Source organism: Streptomyces pseudovenezuelae (assembly GCF_029892565.1).
GTDB classification, from domain to species: Bacteria; Actinomycetota; Actinomycetes; order Streptomycetales; family Streptomycetaceae; genus Streptomyces; species Streptomyces pseudovenezuelae_A.
Window position 1 is genome coordinate 166,203 of record NZ_JARXVH010000005.1, and the last position, 19,020, is coordinate 185,222.

At 69.9% G+C, this 19,020-nt stretch carries 23 protein-coding genes; 7 read left to right on the top strand and 16 right to left on the bottom strand.

Annotated features, from left to right (window positions below):
- Nucleotides 1-41: 41 nt before the first annotated feature.
- Nucleotides 42-743 (bottom strand): hypothetical protein, encoded by a 702-nt coding sequence (locus M2283_RS17230; RefSeq protein ID WP_280877134.1) that lies wholly within the window; start codon nucleotides 741-743, stop codon nucleotides 42-44.
- Nucleotides 740-877: a hypothetical protein gene (locus tag M2283_RS17235; RefSeq protein WP_280877135.1), complete on the bottom strand. Its 138-nt coding sequence runs from the start codon at nucleotides 875-877 to the stop codon at nucleotides 740-742. Before M2283_RS17235 ends, M2283_RS17230 begins: the two co-directional genes overlap by 4 nt.
- 177 nt (nucleotides 878-1,054) lie before the next feature.
- On the opposite strand from M2283_RS17235, the gene dapA reads away from it, so the two are divergent.
- A complete protein-coding gene (gene dapA, locus M2283_RS17240; RefSeq protein ID WP_280877136.1) occupies nucleotides 1,055-1,960 on the top strand; it encodes a 4-hydroxy-tetrahydrodipicolinate synthase in 906 nt (301 codons plus the stop codon).
- Between the two features lie 10 nt (nucleotides 1,961-1,970).
- Here dapA and M2283_RS17245 read toward each other — a convergent pair whose 3' ends face one another.
- Entirely contained in the window at nucleotides 1,971-3,188 is a 1,218-nt protein-coding gene (locus M2283_RS17245) for a WD40 repeat domain-containing protein (RefSeq protein ID WP_280877137.1), read from the bottom strand.
- Nucleotides 3,185-3,748 carry a SigE family RNA polymerase sigma factor gene (locus tag M2283_RS17250; protein ID WP_280877138.1) on the bottom strand — a complete coding sequence of 188 codons (564 nt, stop codon included), beginning with the start codon at nucleotides 3,746-3,748 and terminating at the stop codon, nucleotides 3,185-3,187. Before M2283_RS17250 ends, M2283_RS17245 begins: the two co-directional genes overlap by 4 nt.
- Before the next feature lie 139 nt (nucleotides 3,749-3,887).
- Here M2283_RS17250 and M2283_RS17255 point away from each other — a divergent pair, with 139 nt between their 5' ends.
- Complete coding sequence (locus M2283_RS17255) at nucleotides 3,888-4,391, top strand: hypothetical protein (protein WP_280877139.1); 504 nt, start codon at nucleotides 3,888-3,890, stop codon at nucleotides 4,389-4,391.
- 68 nt (nucleotides 4,392-4,459) lie between these two features.
- Here M2283_RS17255 and dapD read toward each other — a convergent pair whose 3' ends face one another.
- The 3 genes from dapD to M2283_RS17270 form a co-directional block, all read right to left on the bottom strand.
- Complete coding sequence (gene dapD, locus M2283_RS17260; protein WP_280877140.1) at nucleotides 4,460-5,449, bottom strand: 2,3,4,5-tetrahydropyridine-2,6-dicarboxylate N-succinyltransferase; 990 nt, start codon at nucleotides 5,447-5,449, stop codon at nucleotides 4,460-4,462.
- An 80-nt stretch (nucleotides 5,450-5,529) separates the two neighbouring features.
- Nucleotides 5,530-5,850 carry a DMT family transporter gene (locus M2283_RS17265; protein WP_280877141.1) on the bottom strand — a complete coding sequence of 107 codons (321 nt, stop codon included), beginning with the start codon at nucleotides 5,848-5,850 and terminating at the stop codon, nucleotides 5,530-5,532.
- Between the two features lie 42 nt (nucleotides 5,851-5,892).
- Nucleotides 5,893-6,708: an SAM-dependent methyltransferase gene (locus M2283_RS17270; RefSeq protein ID WP_280877142.1), complete on the bottom strand. Its 816-nt coding sequence runs from the start codon at nucleotides 6,706-6,708 to the stop codon at nucleotides 5,893-5,895.
- Nucleotides 6,709-6,977: 269 nt separating this feature from the next.
- On the opposite strand from M2283_RS17270, the gene M2283_RS17275 reads away from it, so the two are divergent.
- Nucleotides 6,978-7,808, top strand: a complete 831-nt coding sequence (locus tag M2283_RS17275; protein WP_280877143.1) for an AbfB domain-containing protein — start codon at nucleotides 6,978-6,980, stop codon at nucleotides 7,806-7,808.
- 72 nt (nucleotides 7,809-7,880) lie between these two features.
- Here the strand turns inward: M2283_RS17275 and M2283_RS17280 are convergent, their stop codons facing one another.
- From M2283_RS17280 to M2283_RS17315, 8 genes are read right to left on the bottom strand one after another with little or no spacing between them, the layout of a single operon-like run.
- Nucleotides 7,881-8,219 (bottom strand): metal-sulfur cluster assembly factor, encoded by a 339-nt coding sequence (locus M2283_RS17280; RefSeq protein ID WP_280877144.1) that lies wholly within the window; start codon nucleotides 8,217-8,219, stop codon nucleotides 7,881-7,883.
- Complete coding sequence (gene sufU, locus M2283_RS17285; protein WP_280877145.1) at nucleotides 8,216-8,689, bottom strand: Fe-S cluster assembly sulfur transfer protein SufU; 474 nt, start codon at nucleotides 8,687-8,689, stop codon at nucleotides 8,216-8,218. Before sufU ends, M2283_RS17280 begins: the two co-directional genes overlap by 4 nt.
- Before the next feature lie 18 nt (nucleotides 8,690-8,707).
- Nucleotides 8,708-9,982, bottom strand: a complete 1,275-nt coding sequence (locus tag M2283_RS17290) for a cysteine desulfurase (RefSeq protein ID WP_280877146.1) — start codon at nucleotides 9,980-9,982, stop codon at nucleotides 8,708-8,710.
- The gene (sufC, locus tag M2283_RS17295) at nucleotides 9,979-10,743 is read right to left on the bottom strand and encodes a Fe-S cluster assembly ATPase SufC (protein ID WP_280877147.1); all 765 of its coding nucleotides are present in this window, start codon (nucleotides 10,741-10,743) and stop codon (nucleotides 9,979-9,981) included. The genes M2283_RS17290 and sufC overlap by 4 nt, the downstream gene beginning before the upstream one ends.
- A gap of 7 nt (nucleotides 10,744-10,750) precedes the next feature.
- Nucleotides 10,751-11,080 carry a bifunctional 3-phenylpropionate/cinnamic acid dioxygenase ferredoxin subunit gene (locus M2283_RS17300; protein WP_124004478.1) on the bottom strand — a complete coding sequence of 110 codons (330 nt, stop codon included), beginning with the start codon at nucleotides 11,078-11,080 and terminating at the stop codon, nucleotides 10,751-10,753.
- The gene (gene sufD / locus M2283_RS17305; RefSeq protein ID WP_280877148.1) at nucleotides 11,080-12,264 is read right to left on the bottom strand and encodes a Fe-S cluster assembly protein SufD; all 1,185 of its coding nucleotides are present in this window, start codon (nucleotides 12,262-12,264) and stop codon (nucleotides 11,080-11,082) included. Before sufD ends, M2283_RS17300 begins: the two co-directional genes overlap by 1 nt.
- Nucleotides 12,265-12,320: 56 nt before the next feature.
- A complete protein-coding gene (sufB, locus tag M2283_RS17310; RefSeq protein ID WP_280877149.1) occupies nucleotides 12,321-13,745 on the bottom strand; it encodes a Fe-S cluster assembly protein SufB in 1,425 nt (474 codons plus the stop codon).
- A complete protein-coding gene (locus M2283_RS17315; RefSeq protein WP_280877150.1) occupies nucleotides 13,742-14,503 on the bottom strand; it encodes a helix-turn-helix transcriptional regulator in 762 nt (253 codons plus the stop codon). The genes sufB and M2283_RS17315 overlap by 4 nt, the downstream gene beginning before the upstream one ends.
- A gap of 171 nt (nucleotides 14,504-14,674) precedes the next feature.
- Between M2283_RS17315 and M2283_RS17320 the strand changes: the two genes are divergently transcribed.
- From M2283_RS17320 to M2283_RS17335, 4 genes are read left to right on the top strand one after another with little or no spacing between them, the layout of a single operon-like run.
- Nucleotides 14,675-15,526, top strand: coding sequence for an aminoglycoside N(3)-acetyltransferase (locus tag M2283_RS17320; protein WP_280877151.1), 852 nt, complete (start codon nucleotides 14,675-14,677; stop codon nucleotides 15,524-15,526).
- A 10-nt stretch (nucleotides 15,527-15,536) separates the two neighbouring features.
- A complete protein-coding gene (locus tag M2283_RS17325) occupies nucleotides 15,537-16,460 on the top strand; it encodes an ABC transporter ATP-binding protein (RefSeq protein WP_280877152.1) in 924 nt (307 codons plus the stop codon).
- A 47-nt stretch (nucleotides 16,461-16,507) separates the two neighbouring features.
- Nucleotides 16,508-17,224, top strand: coding sequence for an ABC transporter permease (locus tag M2283_RS17330; RefSeq protein ID WP_280877629.1), 717 nt, complete (start codon nucleotides 16,508-16,510; stop codon nucleotides 17,222-17,224).
- A 59-nt stretch (nucleotides 17,225-17,283) separates the two neighbouring features.
- A complete protein-coding gene (locus M2283_RS17335; protein ID WP_280877630.1) occupies nucleotides 17,284-18,303 on the top strand; it encodes a COX15/CtaA family protein in 1,020 nt (339 codons plus the stop codon).
- Here M2283_RS17335 and M2283_RS17340 read toward each other — a convergent pair.
- On the bottom strand, nucleotides 18,258-19,004 hold the full coding sequence (locus tag M2283_RS17340) for a nucleotidyltransferase domain-containing protein (protein ID WP_280877153.1): 747 nt from the start codon (nucleotides 19,002-19,004) through the stop codon (nucleotides 18,258-18,260). The two genes, M2283_RS17335 and M2283_RS17340, sit on opposite strands and share 46 nt — an antisense overlap.
- Between the last annotated feature and the right edge of the window lie 16 nt (nucleotides 19,005-19,020).

Genomic DNA, 19,020 nt, shown 5'->3' on the forward strand with positions numbered 1-19,020 from the left:
AGGTCAAGCGCGCAGGACTGCCGGTTCCTGGCCGGAGGCCCCTAACTCCCCGCTCCCTCGCCGCTCTCTCCCGGCCCGCGCTCCCCCAGCCGCGCCAACTGCGTCTGGAACCAGTCGAGCCGCGCCTGCAACAAGGCGGCCTCCGCGGTGAGTTCGGGTACGCCGAGGCCTTCGACGCCAACGAGTTCGGCCACCTGGCGGGCGCTCGCGCTCCCGGCGACGACCCGCAGGCCCTCACCGGCGAGCCGGGCGAAGGCGGCGAGTGAGACGGACGTACGGCCTCGGACGCAGCCCGCGCAGGCCGGTGCCAGGGCGAGCCAGCCGGGGCGGCCGCGGCCCGCGTCGGCGAGGGCGGCGGCGACCGTGCCGCAGGCGCACGGTCCGACCGTGGCCGTGCGCACGCGCTGACGGGCGTAGCGGAAGCCGCGTTCGAAGCGGATGTAGGCGCCCAGCACGGTGACGTCGAGCAGGACGGCGCTGCGGTGCTCGGCGGTGCACAGCAGCCCCTCGGCCACCGCACGGTCGTGCACGCAGTGGAAGCCGCAGTCGCAGCGGCGGTGCGGCGCCCGGTGCCGCAGGCCGTAGACGCAGGACGCGTCGGCCAGGACTCCGTACGGCAGCGCGCCGCCGAGCGACACACCGGTGAACCCGGCCCGGGTGCCGTCCTGGGACAGCACCGGGTGGGCGATCTTGTATCCGGTCGGCGGCTCCGTCGGGCGTTCCGCCGGAAGCCGCAGCCTCATCGGGCCGCCGGAACCTCTTCGGGGGCCTTCAATTCCTTGATCTCCTCGGGGAGTTCGAGCTCCTCGGGTTCTCGACCGTGCTCCTGCGGACGCTCTTCCGCGATTCCGGTGGCGAGTGCCTTGCCGAGTTTCATGACGCCTCCATGGGCCGATGCATGCCGATGACCGTCCCGACCATGGTGACCCATGAAGGGCGAAAGGGACACAGGGCCTGGCAGGCGCCCTCCCCACCCCACCCCGCAGTGCTACTTACCAATACCTCGTAGCAGAATTAAGTAGAGCTTCACGGTTGCCTCGCCGACACTACTCCCATGACGACGACCGCCGCCCGCCCCGTCCGGCCTTTCGGCCGTGCGCTCTGCGCGATGATCACGCCCTTCACCGAGGGGGGCGCGCTGGACCTCGACGGCGCGCAGCGGCTCGCCGAGCGTCTGGTGTCCCACGGCTGCGACGGGCTGGTGCTGTCCGGCACGACGGGCGAGTCGCCGACCACCACGGACGCCGAGAAGGCGGCGCTGGTGACGGCGGTACGGGAGGCGGTGGGCGAGCGGGCGACGGTCGTGGCGGGGGTCGGCACCTTCGACACCCGGCACACCGTGGAGCTGGCCCGGGCAGCCGAAAAGGCGGGCGCGGACGGCCTGTTGGTGGTGAGCCCGTACTACAGCAGGCCCCCGCAGGACGCGCTGGAGGAGCACTTCCGGACGGTCGCGGACACGACGGGGCTGCCGATGGCGGTGTACGACATCCCGGCCCGCACCGGCACCCGGATCGAGCCGGACACCATGCTCCGGCTCGCCGAACACCCCCGGATCGTGGCGGTCAAGGACTGCTCCTACGACTTCCTCGGCGCCCAAAAGGTGCTCGCCCGCACGGAGTTGGCGTACTACGCGGGCTGCGACGAACACAACCTCGCCCTGTACGCGGTCGGCGGCGCGGGCTACGTCAGCACGGTTGCGAACGTGGTCCCGGCTCAACTCCGCGCGGTCATCGACGCGTTCGAGGCGGGCGACACCCCCGTGGCCGCCCGCCTCCAGCAACGCGCCACGCCGCTCATCGAGGCGATGATGGCGGCGGGACTGCCCGGCACGGTCACCGCCAAGGCACTCCTGCGCGAACTCGGCCTGCCCGCGGGCCCGGTGCGTGCCCCGCTGCGGCCCGCCGGCCGCGAGGCGGTCGACGGCCTGCTGGCGGTGTACGAGGAACTCGCGGGCGGCTGAGGCCTGTTGGTCAGCGCTGGGCGAAGACCGGTTCCCAGCGCCCGGCGGCTTCGTCGTTGCCCACCCGGAAACCGCTGAGCGGGACGACCTCGTCGCTGCCGACGGTCACGAGCACGAGCCGGTTGTGGAACTCGTTCTTCCCGTTCTTCGCGATGTCCCAGGCGATGAGCCGGGTGTTGCCGACCCAGGCGAGCAGTTGCTGCCCGTGCACCTCGGTCTTGGTTCCGGTACGGGCGTCGATGATCCAGGACGAGGTCTTCCACTTCTCGCCGGCGAAGTCCCCGGCGACCAGCTTCCCGCTCGGTGACGTCCCCGCGTCCACGAACCAGTCCAGGTACTTCTGGTTGGCCGGCACGGCGACCTCCTTGCCGGAGAGGTCGTAGAACTCCTTGCCGATGGACCCCATCGGATTGCCAGCCCACACGTACTTGCCGTCCGGCGAGAGGGCGAAGTCCTGGCGGCCGTTGAGGAAGCCGACGTCCGGGTCGCTCGGGTCGTGGGCCGGCTCGACCTCGCTCCAGGAGCCCTTGGCGGAGGCCACGTCGAAGACGTAGAAGCCGTTGCGGGTCGACGGCTGCTTCTGGTCCCAGCCGTCCGAGCCCTCGGTCTGTTCCAGTTGGTCCGGGTTCCCGCCGTAGGTGCTGGCGACCAGCTTCTGCCCGTCGCGCGAGAACGCCAGCCCGCCGACCCCGTGGTCCACCTTGATCCACCGCTTGACCTGACCCGAGGCCAGGTCGAGCAGGCCGATCCGGGAGGCGGGCAGGTTCTGCTCCAGGACGGCGGCGGTCTTCATGCCGGGGGCGACGGCGACCCAGGACCACTTGGTGGTCTTCACGTACTTCCCCGTCTTGGGATCGAGCAGCCAATAGGTACGCACGGTCACGGCCCGGTCGGCCGACTGCACCACGGTCTTCGGGACGGAGTACGCGGCAAGTGCCGTGTTTCCGGCGGCGATCAGGTCGCGCGGCGGCGACTGGCTCGGGTGGGTGTTGACCTCGACCTGCTGGATGCCCCCAGAGGGGCGTACGTCGTCCTTGCCCGAGTCGAGCATGGGCACCGCCACGGCGACGGCCACCACCGCGACGGTGAGGGCGGCGACGGTCGCGTACCGGCGATTGCGTCGGCGCCGGCGCAGGGTCAGCACCCGGTCGGCCAACCCCGGTCCCACCGAGGTCTGTTCGTCGGCCTGCTCGCGCAGGGCGTCACGCAGGAGTTCATCGACGTTCACGGACGCACCTCCACGGGTGAGTAGTCACGGGACGGCGGCTGCTCGGCGTCGGCCGGACCCAGGGCCGCCAACTCCGGCGCCAGGGTGCGCAGTCGGGCGAGCGAGCGGTGGGTGGTGGACCGTACGGTGCCCACCGAGCAGCCCAGCAGCCGGGCCACGTCGGCCTCCGGGAGGTCCTCGAAGTAGCGCAGCACCAGCATGGTGCGCTGCCGGGCGGTCAGTCTCCCCAGGGCCTCACGCATCACGACCCTCAGCTCGGCGGCGGCCGCGGTGTCGCCCGCCGTCCGCGCACCGCCCTCGGGCGGCTCGGCGACACTGACCTCGCTCCGGCCCCACTTCAGCCGCCAGCGACTGACCTGCTGCCGGTACAGGATCCGCCGTACATAGGCTTCGGGTTCGTCGATCCGCTGCCACTTGCCCGCCGCCTTGACCAGCGCGTTCTGCAGCAGGTCCTCACCGGCGTGCCGGTCTCCCCCGCACAACAGCACCGCGGTCCTCAGCAGGGCCGACGACCTGTTGTCCACGAACTCGCGGAAACCATCGAGCCCTTCGGCATCCATCGTCACCTTCTCTTCCCCCGGCGGCGCCTGTGCCCCGCCTCTGTGCTCCTGATGACGCGCGCGCCACCCCGCCGCTATGCCTGCCCCGGAAAGAATTCTCCGGCGAGCCCTCGGCCCCCGCTGCCGTACGTTGTCCTCCATGAGCCGCCCCTTGCTCTTCCTCGACGTCGACGGCCCCCTCAACCCCTACGCGGCGCAACCCGAGCGACGCCCCGAGGGCTATACGACGCTGAGGGTGACCCTCCGGCCGGACCGCCGCCTGCGGGTCTGGCTGAACCCGACCCACGGGGCCGCGCTCCTCGCCCTGGACTACGACCTGTGCTGGGCGACCACGTGGATGGACACCGCGAACCGCTGGATAGGCCCCGTCGTCGGCCTGCCCGAACTCCCCTACGTCGACTTCGGCGAGGGCCTGTTCGCCCGGCGGCCCGACGGGGTGCACTGGAAGACGGAGGCGATCCTCGCGTACGCCGACGGCCGTCCCTTCGCCTGGGTGGACGACGAACAGGGCCCGGCGGACGACGAGTTCGTGGCCACGAGGCACCCGGCGCCGGCGCTGCTGCATCATGTGGACCCGCGCGTCGGCCTGCGCGAGCCGGACTTCACGGCACTGGCGGCGTTCGCGACGGCGCACCACGCGTGACCGGCGCATATGGGAGCGCCCGGCCATGACGCTCGGCCGGGCGCTCACCAACTGTCGTACCGTCAGGGTCAGTTGTGGCTGTGCAGGATCTCGTTGAGGCCGCCCCAGACGGCGTTGTTCGGGCGGGCCTCGACCGTGCCGGTGACGGAGTTGCGGCGGAAGAGGATGTTGGAGGCGCCGGACAGCTCACGGGCCTTGACGATCTGGCCGTCGGGCATGGTCACGCGCGTACCGGCGGTGACGTACAGCCCTGCCTCGACCACGCACTCGTCGCCGAGCGCGATACCGACGCCCGCCTCCGCGCCGACGAGGCAGCGCTCGCCGATGGTGATGCGGACGTTGCCGCCGCCGGAGAGGGTGCCCATGGTGGAGGCGCCGCCGCCGATGTCGGAACCGTCGCCGACCACCACGCCGGCCGAGATGCGCCCCTCGACCATGGAGGTGCCGAGCGTGCCGGCGTTGAAGTTGACGAAGCCCTCGTGCATGACGGTGGTGCCCTCGGCGAGGTGCGCGCCGAGCCGTACGCGGTCGGCGTCGGCGATCCGGACGCCCTTCGGGGCCACGTAGTCCGTCATGCGCGGGAACTTGTCGATGGACGTCACCTGGAGGTGCAGGCCCTCGGCGCGGGCGTTGAGCCGCACCTTCTCGACGTCGTCCACGGCGACCGGGCCGAGGGAGGTCCAGGCGACGTTGGCGAGGAAGCCGAACATGCCGTCCAGGCTCTGGCCGTGCGGCTGGACGAGCCGGTGCGAGAGCAGGTGGAGCCGCAGGTAGACGTCGTGGGCGTCGATCGGCTTCGCGTCGAGCGAGGAGATGACGGTACGGACCGCGATGACCTCGACGCCACGTCGCGCGTCCGGCCCGACCGCTTTCGCCGCACCCGCGCCGAGCAGTTCCACGGCCCGCTCGGCCGACAGCCGCTCGCTGCCGGACGGTCCGGCCTCGGCGGCCAGCTCGGGCGCGGGGAACCAGGTGTCGAGAACGGTGCCGTCGGCGGCGATCGTGGCGAGGCCGGCGGCCACCGCCCCGGTGGTGCTGGGTGCAGTCGTGTCGGTCATGAGGGCAACCTAACCGGCGAGGGCCCGCGGAGGCGAACCAGCGGCGCGGGTGTCTCAGCCGGCGAGCGCCGAGGGGTGTCTCAGTGCGCGCCGCCCATGTTGAGCACCACGACCCCGACGATGATCAGCGCGATCCCGGCGGCCTTGGTCGCCGTCATGCCCTCCCCCAGGAACACCATGCCGATGCCGGCGATGGCCGCGGTGCCGATCCCGGACCAGATCGCGTAGGCCGTGCCGACCGAGACGCTCTTCAGGGTCTGCGCGAGCAGCAGGAAGGAGACGACGTACCCGAGGACGGTCAGCAGCGAGGGCAACAGCCTGCTGAAGCCCTCGCTGTACTTCATGGCGGTCGTGGCGCCCACCTCGGCGGCGATCGCCGCGCCGAGCAACAGGTATCCCATGCGTACGAGCGTACGTACCGGTCCGGCGGCCCCTGCCCGGGGTCACGGCTTGCGGGCGAGACCCCCGTGTTCGCCGATGACCTTGGGCGCCGGGGTGGTGGTGTCCGGCCGCCAGAGGGGGACGGAGACGACGCCGGGCTCAAGCAGTTCCAGGCCGTCGAAGTAGGCGGTGATCTCCTCGACCGTGCGCAGGTTGTAGGGGACGGCGCCGCTCTCGTTGTACGCGTTCTGGGCCTGCTCGAAGGCGGGGTCGATGCCCGCCGAGCCGTCGTTGATGGAGAGGTAACTGCCGGACGGGAGCGCACTCATCAGGCCGGTGACGATCGAGCGGGCCTGCTCGTGGGTGGCGACGTGCCCGAGGATGTTGCTGAGGATCAGCGCGGTCGGCTTGGACAGGTCGAGCGTCCGCGCGGCGGCCTCCAGGATGCGGGGGGTGTCCGTCACGTTCGCGTCGATGTAGTCGGTGACCCCCTCGCGCGTCGAGTAGAGCAGCGCGTGGGCGTGGGCGAGGACCATCGGGTCGTTGTCGACGTAGACGATCCGGGCCTCGGGGGCGATGCGCTGGGCGACCTCGTGGGTGTTGTCGGCGGTCGGCAGGCCGGTGCCGACGTCCAGGAACTGCCGGATGCCCGCCTCGGCGACGAGGTAGGCGATGTTGCGGGCCAGGAAGGCGCGGCTGCTGCGGGCGATGGTGACGATGCCGGGGAAGACGTCCGTGTAGGCGTCGCCGGCCACCTCGTCGACCGGGTAGTTGTCCTTCCCTCCCAGCCAGTAGTTCCAGATCCGTGCCGAGTGCGGCACCGACGTGTCGATCTTCTGGGGGTCCGCGGATCCGGGGGTGGTGGCCTTCTCGGTCATGGGAGGCGTTCCGTCTTTCGGCAGGGCGTGGGCCGTGGGCAGGGGCAGGAGCGGGGCTGTTCAAGGGCAAGGCCGGCTCAAGGCACAACATATGCCGCAACGGACCGGGCTTGTACAGCAGTTCAAAACAGAGGGACGTTCAATATTCATGGAAACCGCTCCCTGAAACGGTTCCCGGGCGCCTCACCACTCCACTAGGGTTTCACCGATCACTTACCTCACCCTCACACCCCCGGCCGCCGCCTCGGGCGCCGCTGGAGGAACAGCGCATGCCAGAAATAACCCCCCGGCCCCCGCGGCGAGAACCGTGGGAGAACGGCTGGGCCCCCGACAGCTCACGGACGCCCGGCACCCGAAGACTCTGGCTGGCCGGCATCCTGGCCCTGGCCACGATCATCACCTGCGTGATGGCGATCGCCTTCATGAAAGAGGCTTCTGACGGACCGTCACGAGCTGCCAGGTCGCCGGCCCCGTCCGCCAGCACCGCGACCGAACCCGGCCTGATCACCTTCGCCTCGCCCTCCGAGACCGGCGCCTCGGCGTCCGACGGGAAGGTCGGCCAGTCGACCTCGCGGACCACCACGTCCGCCTCTCCGTCCCCGGCCGGCGGCGCGAAGCCGTCCAAGTCACCGACGCACCGGGCGACTTCCTCCAGCCAGCCGAAACCCGAGGTCACCTGGAAGTCCGTCCGCTCGGTCAACTACCCCGACCGCTACTGGCACGTGAGCGGCGACTACGTGAATCTCGACCGGATCACCTCGACCGCCGCCCGCCGGGACGCCACCTTCAAGCTGGTCAAGGGCCTGGCCAAGGCCTCCTGTTACTCGTTCGCCACGGCCGACGGCACCTACCTGCGCCACCGCGACTTCGTCCTGCGCTCCGAACGCAACGACGGCTCGGCCCTCTTCAAACAGGACGCCACCTTCTGCCCCCGCGCCTCCTCGATCTCCGGCGCGATCATGCTGGAGTCGGTGAACTACCCCGGCTGCTTCCTGCGCCACGAGAACTTCCAGCTCAAGCTGGAGGGCAACTCTTACCACCGCTCGTCGTCCCAGTACGGGTCCGACTCGGCGTTCCGGCTGGTGAACGGGCTGACCTGAAGCGGGTCCCCGTGAACAGCGAAACGGCCACACCCCTCGGGGTGTGGCCGTTCGCCGTATCCGCGATCGCGCTCAGACGTTGAACCCCAACGCCCGAAGCTGCTCCCGCCCGTCGTCCGTGATCTTGTCCGGGCCCCACGGCGGCATCCAGACCCAGTTGATGCGCAGCTCGTTGACGAGGCCGTCCGTGGCGGACTTGGCCTGGTCCTCGATGACATCCGTCAGCGGACAGGCCGCCGAGGTCAGGGTCATGTCGATGGTCGCGATGTTGGCGTCGTCGATGTGCACGCCGTAGATCAGGCCGAGATTGACGACGTCGATCCCCAGTTCGGGGTCGACCACGTCGAGCAGGGCCTCGCGGACCTCCTCCTCGGAGGCGGGCTTGATCTCCATGGTCTCGGTGTCGCTCATGCCGTCTTCCTTTCCGCGTCGGCGTCGGCTCCGCCCAGGGCCTGGGCCGTCGCGTCCTTCCACGCCATCCAGCTCAGGAGGGCGCACTTCACCCGTGCCGGGTACTTGGAGACACCGGCGAACGCGATCGCGTCCTCCAGCACCTCCTCCATCTCGTCGTCGGGCTCGATGCGGCCCTTGGACTGCATCAGCTCCAGGAAGGTCTCCTGGATCCGCCGGGCCTCGGTCAGCTCCTTGCCGACCAGCAGGTCGTTGAGGACGGACGCGCTGGCCTGGCTGATCGAGCAGCCCTGGCCCTCGTACGAGACGTCCTCGATCGTCGAGCCGTCGTACTTCACTCGGAGGGTGATCTCGTCGCCGCACGTCGGGTTCACGTGGTGCACCTCGGCGTCGCCATCCCGCAAGCCCCGCCCGTGCGGGTGCTTGTAGTGATCCAGGATGACTTCCTGGTACATCGAATCCAGCTTCACGGTCTCAGCTCACGTCCCTCAGCCGAAGAAGTTCCGAACGTGCTCCAGTCCGTCGACCAGAGCGTCGATCTCGGCCGGCGTGGAGTACAGATAGAACGACGCTCGCGTGGTCGCAGGAATTCCGTACCGCAGGCAGACCGGCCGGGCGCAGTGGTGGCCGACCCGGACCGCGATGCCCTCCTCGTCGAGGACCTGACCCACGTCGTGCGGGTGGATGTCACCGAGCGTGAAGGAGATCGCCGCGCCCCGGTCCTCGGCCGTGGTCGGGCCGATGATCTTCAGGCCGGGGACGTCCAGCAGGCGCTTCACCGCGTACTCGGTCAGCGCGTGCTCATGGGCGAGGATCTTGTCCATGCCGATCGCCGACAGGTAGTCGATCGCCGCGCCCAGTCCGACCGCCTGCGCGATCGGCGGGGTGCCCGCCTCGAACTTGTGCGGCGCGGGAGCGTACGTCGACGAGTGCATCGACACGGTCTCGATCATCTCGCCGCCGCCGAGGAACGGCGGGAGGTCCTCAAGGAGCTCCTGGCGTCCCCACAGGACGCCGATGCCGGTCGGGCCGCACATCTTGTGGCCGGTGAAGGCCACGAAGTCCGCCTGGAGCGCCTGGACGTCCAGCGGCATGTGCGGCGCGGCCTGCGAGGCGTCGATCAGGACCAGGGCCCCGACCTCCTGCGCGCGGCGCACGATCTTCTCGACCGGGTTGACCGTGCCCAGGATGTTGGACACCAGCACGAAGGAGACGATCTTCGTCTTCTCCGTGATGATCTCGTCTATGTTCGAGAGGTCCAGCCGGCCGTCGTCCGTGAGGCCGAACCACTTCAGCTTCGCGCCCGTGCGCTGCGAGAGCAGCTGCCACGGCACGATGTTGGAGTGGTGCTCCATCTCCGTGATGACGATCTCGGTCTCGTGGTCCACGCGGTAGGGCTCGTCGGCCCAACCGAGCATGTTGGCCACGAGGTTGAGCGACTCGGAGGCGTTCTTGGTGAAGATCACCTCGTCGCGGCTGGGCGCGTTGATGAACGCGGCGACCTTGTCGCGCGCGCCCTCGTACAGCGCCGTGGCCTCCTCGGCGAGCACATGCACACCGCGGTGGACGTTGGCGTTGTAGCGCTCGTAGTACTCGTTGAGGGCGTCCAGCACCTGGCGCGGCTTCTGCGAGGTCGCCGCGTTGTCCAGGTACACGAGCTTCTTACCGTCGTGAACCGTGCGGTCCAGGATGGGGAAGTCCTTGCGGATCGCCTCGTCGAGCAGCTGGGAAGTACTCGTGAGGAGGCCCGGCGTCTGCGTCACGCGGATACGCCACCCTTCGTGTAGACCTCGTAGCCCTCGTTCTCCAGCTTGTCGGCGAGCTCGGCTCCGCCGGACTCGACGATCTTGCCGCCGGAGAAGACGTGCACGAAGTCGGGCTTGATGTAGCGCAGGATGCGCGTGTAGTGCGTGATCAGCAGGGTGCCGACCTCGCCGGTCTCGCGGACCCGGTTGACGCCCTCGGAGACGACGCGCAGGGCGTCGACGTCCAGGCCGGAGTCGGTCTCGTCGAGGATCGCGATCTTCGGCTTGAGCAGCTCCAGCTGAAGGATCTCGTGGCGCTTCTTCTCACCGCCGGAGAAGCCCTCGTTGACGTTGCGCTCGGCGAAGGCGGGGTCCATGGAGAGACGCTCCATGGTCTCCCTGACCTCCTTCACCCACGTACGCAGCTTGGGGGCCTCGCCGCGGATGGCGGTGGCGGACGTACGAAGGAAGTTGGAGACGGAGACGCCGGGGACCTCGACCGGGTACTGCATGGCGAGGAACAGGCCGGCGCGGGCGCGCTCGTCGACGGACATCTCCAGGACGTCCTCGCCGTCGAGCGTGACGGTACCGCTGGTGATCGTGTACTTGGGGTGGCCCGCGAGCGAGTAGGCGAGCGTCGACTTGCCGGAGCCGTTCGGGCCCATGATGGCGTGCGTCTCGCCCTGCTTCACGGTGAGGTCGACGCCCTTGAGGATCTCCTTCGTGGCGTTGTCGGCCTCGACGGTGACGTGCAGGTCGTGGATTTCAAGCGTTGCCATGGGTTCCTCAGGACTCCTGGGTGAGGGAGACGAGCACGTCGTCCCCTTCGATCTTTACGGGGTATACGGGGACGGGGCGCGTCGCGGGCAGGCCGGACGGTTTGCCGGTGCGGAGGTCGAACGCGGAGCCGTGCAGCCAGCACTCGATCTGACAGTCCTCCACCTCGCCCTCGGAGAGCGAGACGTTCGCGTGCGAGCAGATGTCGTTGATCGCGAACACCTCCCCCTCGGTCTTCACGACCGAGACCGGCGTGCCGTCGAGTTCCACCCGCTTCGGGGTGTCCTCCTCCAGCTCGCTCAGCCCACAGGCGCGCAGGAACGTCGAAGAGGCAGTCATCAGACCGACCCCTCCAGCTCCTCGTCGATCTTCTCGAGCAGCCGCGCCTCGATGTCGTCGACACCGATCTGCTGGACCAGCTCGGCGAAGAAGCCGCGGACCACCAGACGACGGGCCTCGTCGGCCGGGATGCCGCGGGCCATCAGGTAGAAGAGCTGCTCGTCGTCGAAGCGGCCGGTCGCCGAGGCGTGGCCCGCGCCGACGATCTCGCCGGTCTCGATCTCCAGGTTCGGCACCGAGTCGACCCGGGCGCCGTCCGTGAGAACCAGGTTGCGGTTCATCTCGTACGTGTCCGTGCCCTCGGCCGTGGCCTCGATGAGCACGTCGCCGATCCACACCGCGTGCGCGCCCTCGCCCTGGAGCGCGCCCTTGTACATCGCGTTGGACTTGCAGTGCGGGACGTTGTGGTCGACCAGGAGACGGTGCTCCTGGTGCTGGCCGGCGTCCGTGAAGTACAGCCCGAACAGCTCGGCCTCGCCGCCGGTACCGGCGTAGGCGACGCGCGGGTGCAGTCGTACGAGGTCGCCGCCGAAGGTGACGACGAACGACTTGAAGGTGGCGTCGCGGCCGATCAGCGCGTTGTGCTGGCCGACGTGCACCGCCTTGTCGTCCCAGTCCTGGACGGAGACGACGGTCAGCTTGGCGCCGTCGCCGAGGACGTACTCGACGTTGGCGGCGAGCACCGCGTCACCGGTGTGGTCGATGACGACGACGGCCTCGGCGAAGGCTCCGAGCTCCACGACCTGGTGGCCGTAGGCGACCCCGCCCTCGCCGTGCACGGCGATCCGGATCGGCTCGGCGAGGACCGTCTCCTTGGGGACGGTGATCACGCCGGCCTGCTCGAACGCCGAGTACGCCTGGGCGGCGACGCGGTCCACGGGGGTGCCCGCCCTGCCGAGGCGCGGGTCGTCGCGGCCGACGGTCTCGACGGTGACGCCCTCGGGGGCCACCACGTCGACCTTCACACCGGTGCCGGTGGCGACCGCGGTGCCGTCGTGCAGCCCGCGCAGCCGCTCCAGCGGCGTGAACCGCCACTCCTCCTCGCGGCCGTGGGGGACCGGAAAGTCCGCCACGTCGAAGGACGGGGGCGCGCTCATGCGCGTGGCGACGGTCGACTCGGCGGCCACCGCGATCGATCCGGCGGTGGTGGAGGACCCCACCGTGGAGTTCTGAGCCTCAGCCATGGCTGTCGTAGTGCTCGCTTTCTGAAGTCAGGACGTGTGCAGGCAGATGGCCGGGGTCAGCCGACCGAGCCTTCCATCTGCAGCTCGATCAACCGGTTGAGCTCAAGGGCGTACTCCATCGGCAGCTCCTTGGCGATCGGCTCGACGAAGCCGCGCACGATCATCGCCATCGCCTCGAACTCGCTCAGACCGCGGCTCATCAGGTAGAAGAGCTGGTCCTCGGAGACCTTGGAGACGGTCGCCTCGTGGCCCATGGACACGTCGTCCTCGCGGACGTCCACGTACGGGTACGTGTCCGAGCGGGAGATGGTGTCGACGAGCAGCGCGTCGCAGAGCACGTTCGACTTGGAGCCGTGCGCGCCCTCGCCGATCTCGACGAGACCGCGGTAGGACGTACGGCCGCCGCCGCGCGCCACCGACTTGGAGACGATGTTGGAGGACGTGTTCGGCGCCATGTGGACCATCTTGGAGCCGGCGTCCTGGTGCTGGCCCTCGCCCGCGAAGGCGATGGAGAGGGTCTCGCCCTTGGCGTGCTCGCCCATCAGGTAGACGGCCGGGTACTTCATGGTGACCTTGGAGCCGATGTTGCCGTCGATCCACTCCATGGTCGCGCCCTCGTAGGCGACGGCGCGCTTGGTGACCAGGTTGTAGACGTTGTTCGACCAGTTCTGGATGGTCGTGTAGCGGCAGCGGGCGCCCTTCTTCACGATGATCTCGACCACCGCGGAGTGCAGGGAGTCCGACTTGTAGATCGGCGCCGTACAACCCTCGACGTAGTGGACGTAGGCGTCCTCGTCGACGATGATCAGCGTCCGCTCGAACTGGCCCATGTTCTCCGTGTTGATACGGAAGTAGGCCTGGAGCGGGATCTCGACGTGCACGCCCTTCGGCACGTAGATGAAGGAGCCGCCGGACCACACCGCGGTGTTCAGCGACGCGAACTTGTTGTCGCCGACCGGGATGACCGTGCCGAAGTACTCCTTGAAGAGCTCCGGGTGCTCCTTCAGAGCGGTGTCGGTGTCCAGGAAGATGACGCCCTGCTCCTCCAGGTCCTCGCGGATCTGGTGGTAGACGACCTCGGACTCGTACTGGGCCGCGACACCGGCGACGAGGCGCTGCTTCTCCGCCTCGGGGATGCCGAGCTTGTCGTACGTGTTCTTGATGTCCTCGGGCAGGTCCTCCCAGGACTCCGCCTGCTTCTCCGTGGAGCGCACGAAGTACTTGATGTTGTCGAAGTCGATGCCGGAGAGGTCGGAGCCCCAGTTCGGCATGGGCTTCTTCTCGAACAGGCGCAGGCCCTTGAGACGGAGCTTGGTCATCCACTCCGGCTCGTTCTTCTTTCCGGAGATGTCCCGGACGACGTCCTCGTTGATGCCGCGCTTGGCAGAGGCACCAGCCACGTCGGAGTCGGCCCAGCCGTATTCGTAGGTGCCCAGACCCTCGAGCTCGGGGTGGGCGGTCTCCTCGATGGGGAGCGTCATGCGGGGTTCCTCCCGGCGGTACGTGCAGATGCGTTCTGGCTGTGGAGTTGCGTCTTGGAAATCTTTGGGATGAACGTCGTGCAGACGCCGTCGCCGTGCGCGATGGTCGCCAGTCGCTGGACGTGGGTTCCGAGCAGTTGGGAGAAGATCTCCGTCTCCGCCTCGCAGAGCTGTGGGAACTTCTCCGCGACGTGGGCCACCGGGCAGTGGTGCTGGCAGAGCTGCTCACCCTGTTGCGGGAGGGGCGCGCTGCGCGCCGTAGCAGCGTACCCGTCCGCGCTCAGCGCCCTGGCCAGGGCTTCGGTGCGCTCCTCGGGGGCGGCGGCGTCGATCGCCGCGCGGTAGGCCGAGGCCTGCTCGGCGATCCGCGCGCGGGCGAAGGCGACGACCGCCTCGTCCCCGCCGAACCGCTCCTGTATCCAGCGCAGGGCGTCCGCGGCCAGCTTGTCGTAGGACTGGTCGAAGGCGTCACGGCCGCAGTCGGTGAGGGCGAAGACCTTCGCGGGACGTCCGCGGGTCCGTGCCCCGTACACCCGCTGCTCGCGTGCCTCGACGACGTCGTCGGCGACCAGGGCGTCCAGGTGGCGCCTTACGGCGGCCTGGGTCAGCCCGAGCCGCTCGGCGAGCGCGGCGACGGTCGACGGGCCGTGGTCCAGGATTGATCGCGCGACGCGGTTGCGGGTCGACCGCTCACCGGTCGCGAGCTCTTCCTGAGGGGCCCCCGTGGGGGTCTCCCGAGCCTCGCCGACGTTTTTCACAACGCCATTGTTGCGTAATTCCTCAGGACCGGGCAACCCGCGTCCCGGCCGCTGGACGGTGCCCTGCGTCACTTAGGCATACCTAATCTGACCTGCGAAAACGATCTTTGATCGATCAGGAGGGACCAATTCGGTGGCGCCGCCGGGCCCCGTGCGCGACACTCCCGAACCATGGCGATACCCCCTCCGACCGGCCCACTTGTCACCCGCGACACAGTCGCCACACAGCTGCGCCTACTGGGTGTCGAGACCGGCGAGACCCTCCTCGTGCACTCCTCCCTCAGCAGTCTCGGCTGGGTCTGCGGGGGTGCCGTGGCGGTCGTCCAAGGATTTCTCGACGCGCTCGGTCCGACCGGCACATTGGCCGTCCCGACCCAGTCCGGCGACCTCTCGGACCCCGCGCTGTGGGGAAATCCGCCGGTGCCGGAGGAGTGGTGGGACCGCATCCGGGCCTCGATGCCCTCGTACGACCCGCTGATCACGCCCTCGCGCGGGGTCGGCGTGATCCCGGAGACCGTACGGCGATGGCCGGGAGCCTTGCGCAGCGCGCATCCCCAGACGTCGTTCGCCGCGCTCGGCCCGAAGGCCGCCCGGATCGTCGACGGGCACGCGCCGGACTGCCAGCTCGGCGAGCACAGCCCGCTGGCGCGGCTGGAGGAGCTGGGCGCGCGCGTGCTGCTGCTCGGCGCCGGCTACGACACCTGCACGAGCTTCCACCTCGCCGAGTACCGGATCCCCTCCCCGCTGGTCCGGATCGGCCGGCCGGCGCCGGGCGGGGGCTGGGAGACGGTGACCGAGGTGTCGATCAGCTCGGAGCGGTTCGACGAGCTGGGCCACGACTTCGAGCGGGACCGGCCCGTCGTACGGGGGAAGGTGGGCGCGGCCGACGCACGGCTGTTCCCGGTCGCGGACGCGGTGGCGTACGCGCAGCGGTGGCTCGCGCTGCACCGCTCGCGCGAGGAGGAGCTACCGGTGGGTGGAGATCCTGCACCCGCCCGCCCGGGGCGCGGACCGCGTACTTAGACTCGCCACCATGCGAAGTGAGCCCGTGGTCCAGGTTCAGGCCCTGGTGAAGCGGTACGGCACGAAAACCGCCGTGGACGGCCTCGACCTGACGGCCCAGGCGGGCGTGACCGCCGTACTCGGTCCGAACGGCGCGGGCAAGACGACCACGGTCGAGACCTGCGAGGGGTACCGCAAACCGGACTCCGGAACCGTGCGCGTCCTGGGCCTCGACCCGGTGCGCCAGGCCCGTGAGCTGCACCCCCGGATCGGCGTGATGCTGCAGTCCGGCGGGGTCTACTCGGGCGCGCGCGCCGACGAGATGCTGCGGCACGTGGCGAAGCTGCACGCGGATCCGCTGGACGTGGACGAGCTGATCGAGCGGCTCGGCCTCGGCGGCTGCGGCCGTACGACGTACCGCCGTCTCTCCGGCGGTCAGCAGCAGCGGCTCGCCCTCGCGATGGCGGTCGTGGGCCGCCCTGAGCTGGTGTTCCTGGACGAGCCGACCGCGGGCCTGGACCCGCAGGCCCGCCGCGCGACCTGGGACCTGGTCCGCGACCTGCGCACGGACGGCGTCTCGGTCATCCTCACCACGCACCACATGGACGAGGCCGAGCAGCTCGCCGACGACGTGACGATCATCGACGCCGGCCGGGTCATCGCCCACGGCTCCCCCGAGGAACTGTGCCGCGGCGGCGCCGAGAACACCCTGCGCTTCAGCGGCCGCCCCGGCCTGGACGTCGGGTCCCTGCTCAAGGCCCTCCCCGCCGACTGCACGGCCGTCGAACTGACGCCGGGTTCCTACCGGGTCGGCGGGAAGGTCGACCCGCAGCTGCTCGCGACGGTGACGTCCTGGTGCGCGCAGCACGGGGTGATGCCGGACCGCATCTCGGTGGAGCGGCACACCCTGGAGGACGTCTTCCTCGAACTGACCGGCAAGGAGCTGCGTTCGTGAGTGTCGGTACGTACACGCCGAGGCCCGGCGCCGCCCCGCTCCCCCGCATGATCGCGGCCCAGGCCGCGCTGGAGACCAAGCTGCTGCTGCGCAACGGCGAACAGCTGCTGCTCACCGTCGTCATTCCGACCCTCCTGCTGGTGCTGTTCAGCGCGGTGGACATCGTCGACACCGGCGCCGGCAAGTCCGTCGACTTCCTCACCCCCGGCATCCTGGCGCTCGCCGTGATGTCGACGGCGTTCACCGGCCAGGCCATCGCGACGGGCTTCGAGCGCCGCTACGGCGTCCTGAAGCGGCTGGCCTCCTCCCCGCTCCCGCGCTGGGGCCTGATGACCGCGAAGACGGCGTCGGTGCTGGTCACGGAGGTCCTCCAGATCATCCTGCTGACGGCGATCGCCTTCGCCCTGGGCTGGTCCCCGCACGGCAACCCCGCGGCCGTCCTGCTCCTCCTCGTCCTCGGCACCGCGGCCTTCTCGGGCCTCGGCCTGCTGATGGCCGGCACCCTCAAGGCGGAGGCGACGCTCGCCGCCGCGAACCTGGTCTTCCTGCTGCTGCTCGTGGGCGGCGGAGTGATCGTGCCGATGGACAAGTTCCCGCAGGGCGCCCAGGACGTACTGGACCTGCTGCCGATCTCGGCCCTCTCGGACGGCCTGCGCGACGTGCTCCAGCACGGGGCCGGCATGCCATGGGACGACCTGGGGATCCTCGCCGTGTGGGCGGTCGTGGGACTGGCCGCGGCCGGCAGGTTCTTCCGCTGGGAGTGAGCAGGAGCACCCGCGTCATGCCGGACCCTCGTGAAAGCGTGCACAAGCGGCGGCCTACGATGGTGCGCGTGCCGAACCTGACCCGCGCCGACGCCCTTTCCGCCGCGCGCAACCCCCTCGCCTTCATCGCCGCACGCTGGACGCCGACCCCTCGGACGGTCCAGCGGGCGGCTCTCGCCGCGCTCGTCATGTCGGTGGTGATCGTGGTCACCGGCGGTGCGGTGCGGCTGACCGGCTCCGGGCTCGGCTGCCCGACCTGGCCCAAGTGCACCGACGACTCGCTCACCACCACCGGTGCGATGGGCGTGCACGGCGTGATCGAGTTCGGCAACCGCATGCTGACCTACGTGCTGTGCGCGGCCGTCGGCTGGGCGATCATCGCCGCCCGCTCCGAGAAGCCGTACCGGCGCTCGCTGACCCGGCTCGGCTGGGCGCAGTTCTGGATCGTGATGAGCAACGCGATCCTCGGCGGCATCGTGGTGCTGGTCGGCCTCAACCCGTACACGGTCGCGGCGCACTTCCTGCTCTCCTCGGGCCTCATCGCGGTCGCCACCGTGATGTGGCAGCGCACCCGCGAGGGCGACGGGCAGCCCCGTCCACTGGTCGGCCAGCCGGTGCGGCAGATGGTGTGGTTCCTGGTCGCCGCGGCCGTGCTGCTGATCGCGGTGGGCACCGTGGTGACCGGCTCGGGCCCGCACGCGGGCGACTCCAGCGAGGTCGAGCGGATGCCGCTGGACTGGGAGACGGTCAGCAAGCTGCACGCGGTGCTGGCCTGGATCGTGGTCACGCTGACCTTCGCCCTGTGGTTCGTCCTCAAGGCGGTCGACGCCCCCCAGGGCCCGCTGCACCGCACCCGCGACCTCTTCCTGGTCCTGCTCTCCCAGGGCGTCATCGGCTACGTCCAGTACTTCACCAACCTCCCCGAGTTCCTGGTCGGCCTGCACATGCTCGGCTCAGGGCTGGTGTGGATCGCGGTGCTGCGGGTGCTGCTGGCGATGCGCGAACGGCCCGACGCGGAGGTCGAGTTGCCGGATCAGGCGTACGCGGCCACCAGTCCCTCGATCGCCGGTCCCAGGTAGTTCCTGGTCAACTCGGACCGCCGTACCGTCCACTCCTCGGTGGACGGCGCCGGCCGCTCCTCGTACCGCCGCCGCCTGATGTCCTCGACCACCTCGACGGGCGCCCCCAGTTCGGGCAGCAGGTCGAGCGCCTCCCGCTTGGAGATCAGCCGTCCGTCCCGCAGCGTGGCGCTCGCGCGGGCGAAGGTCGTCATCCCCACGTCGACCCAGCCATCCTCCGTCCACTGCCGCGCCCGGTCCACGTTCGGCCGCCAGAACTCCCGCTGATCACGCACGACGAAGTCCGCCAACTCCCGGTCCGACACCTCCGGAAGCAGTTCCGCGGGCGCGAGACCGTGCAATACCCGGCCGAAGGCGTGCAGTTCACGACGGGTGACCGGGGTGACCGGGCGCCGCATCAACAGGTCGTGGGCCCAGGTGAGATGGGACCGGTCGGTGTCGGCCGTGGGCGCGGGCGTCAGATAGCTGCAGTGCAGCTTGACGGCGAGCGGTTCGGCGGCGCGCAGGCGGGGGTGCAGCGTCGCGACCCGCCATACGGTGCCCAGGGCCACGGGCCTGTCCAGGACCACGATCAGGTCCAGGTCGCTGCGGCCCTCCTGGTAGTCGCCGCCCGCGAGGGATCCGTGCGCCCACACGGCCAGGGGGCGCAGCGGGGCCAGGTCGTCGAGGAAACGGTCGAGCAGAGCGTCAGTCGTCTTCACCCTGACAGTCTGGACA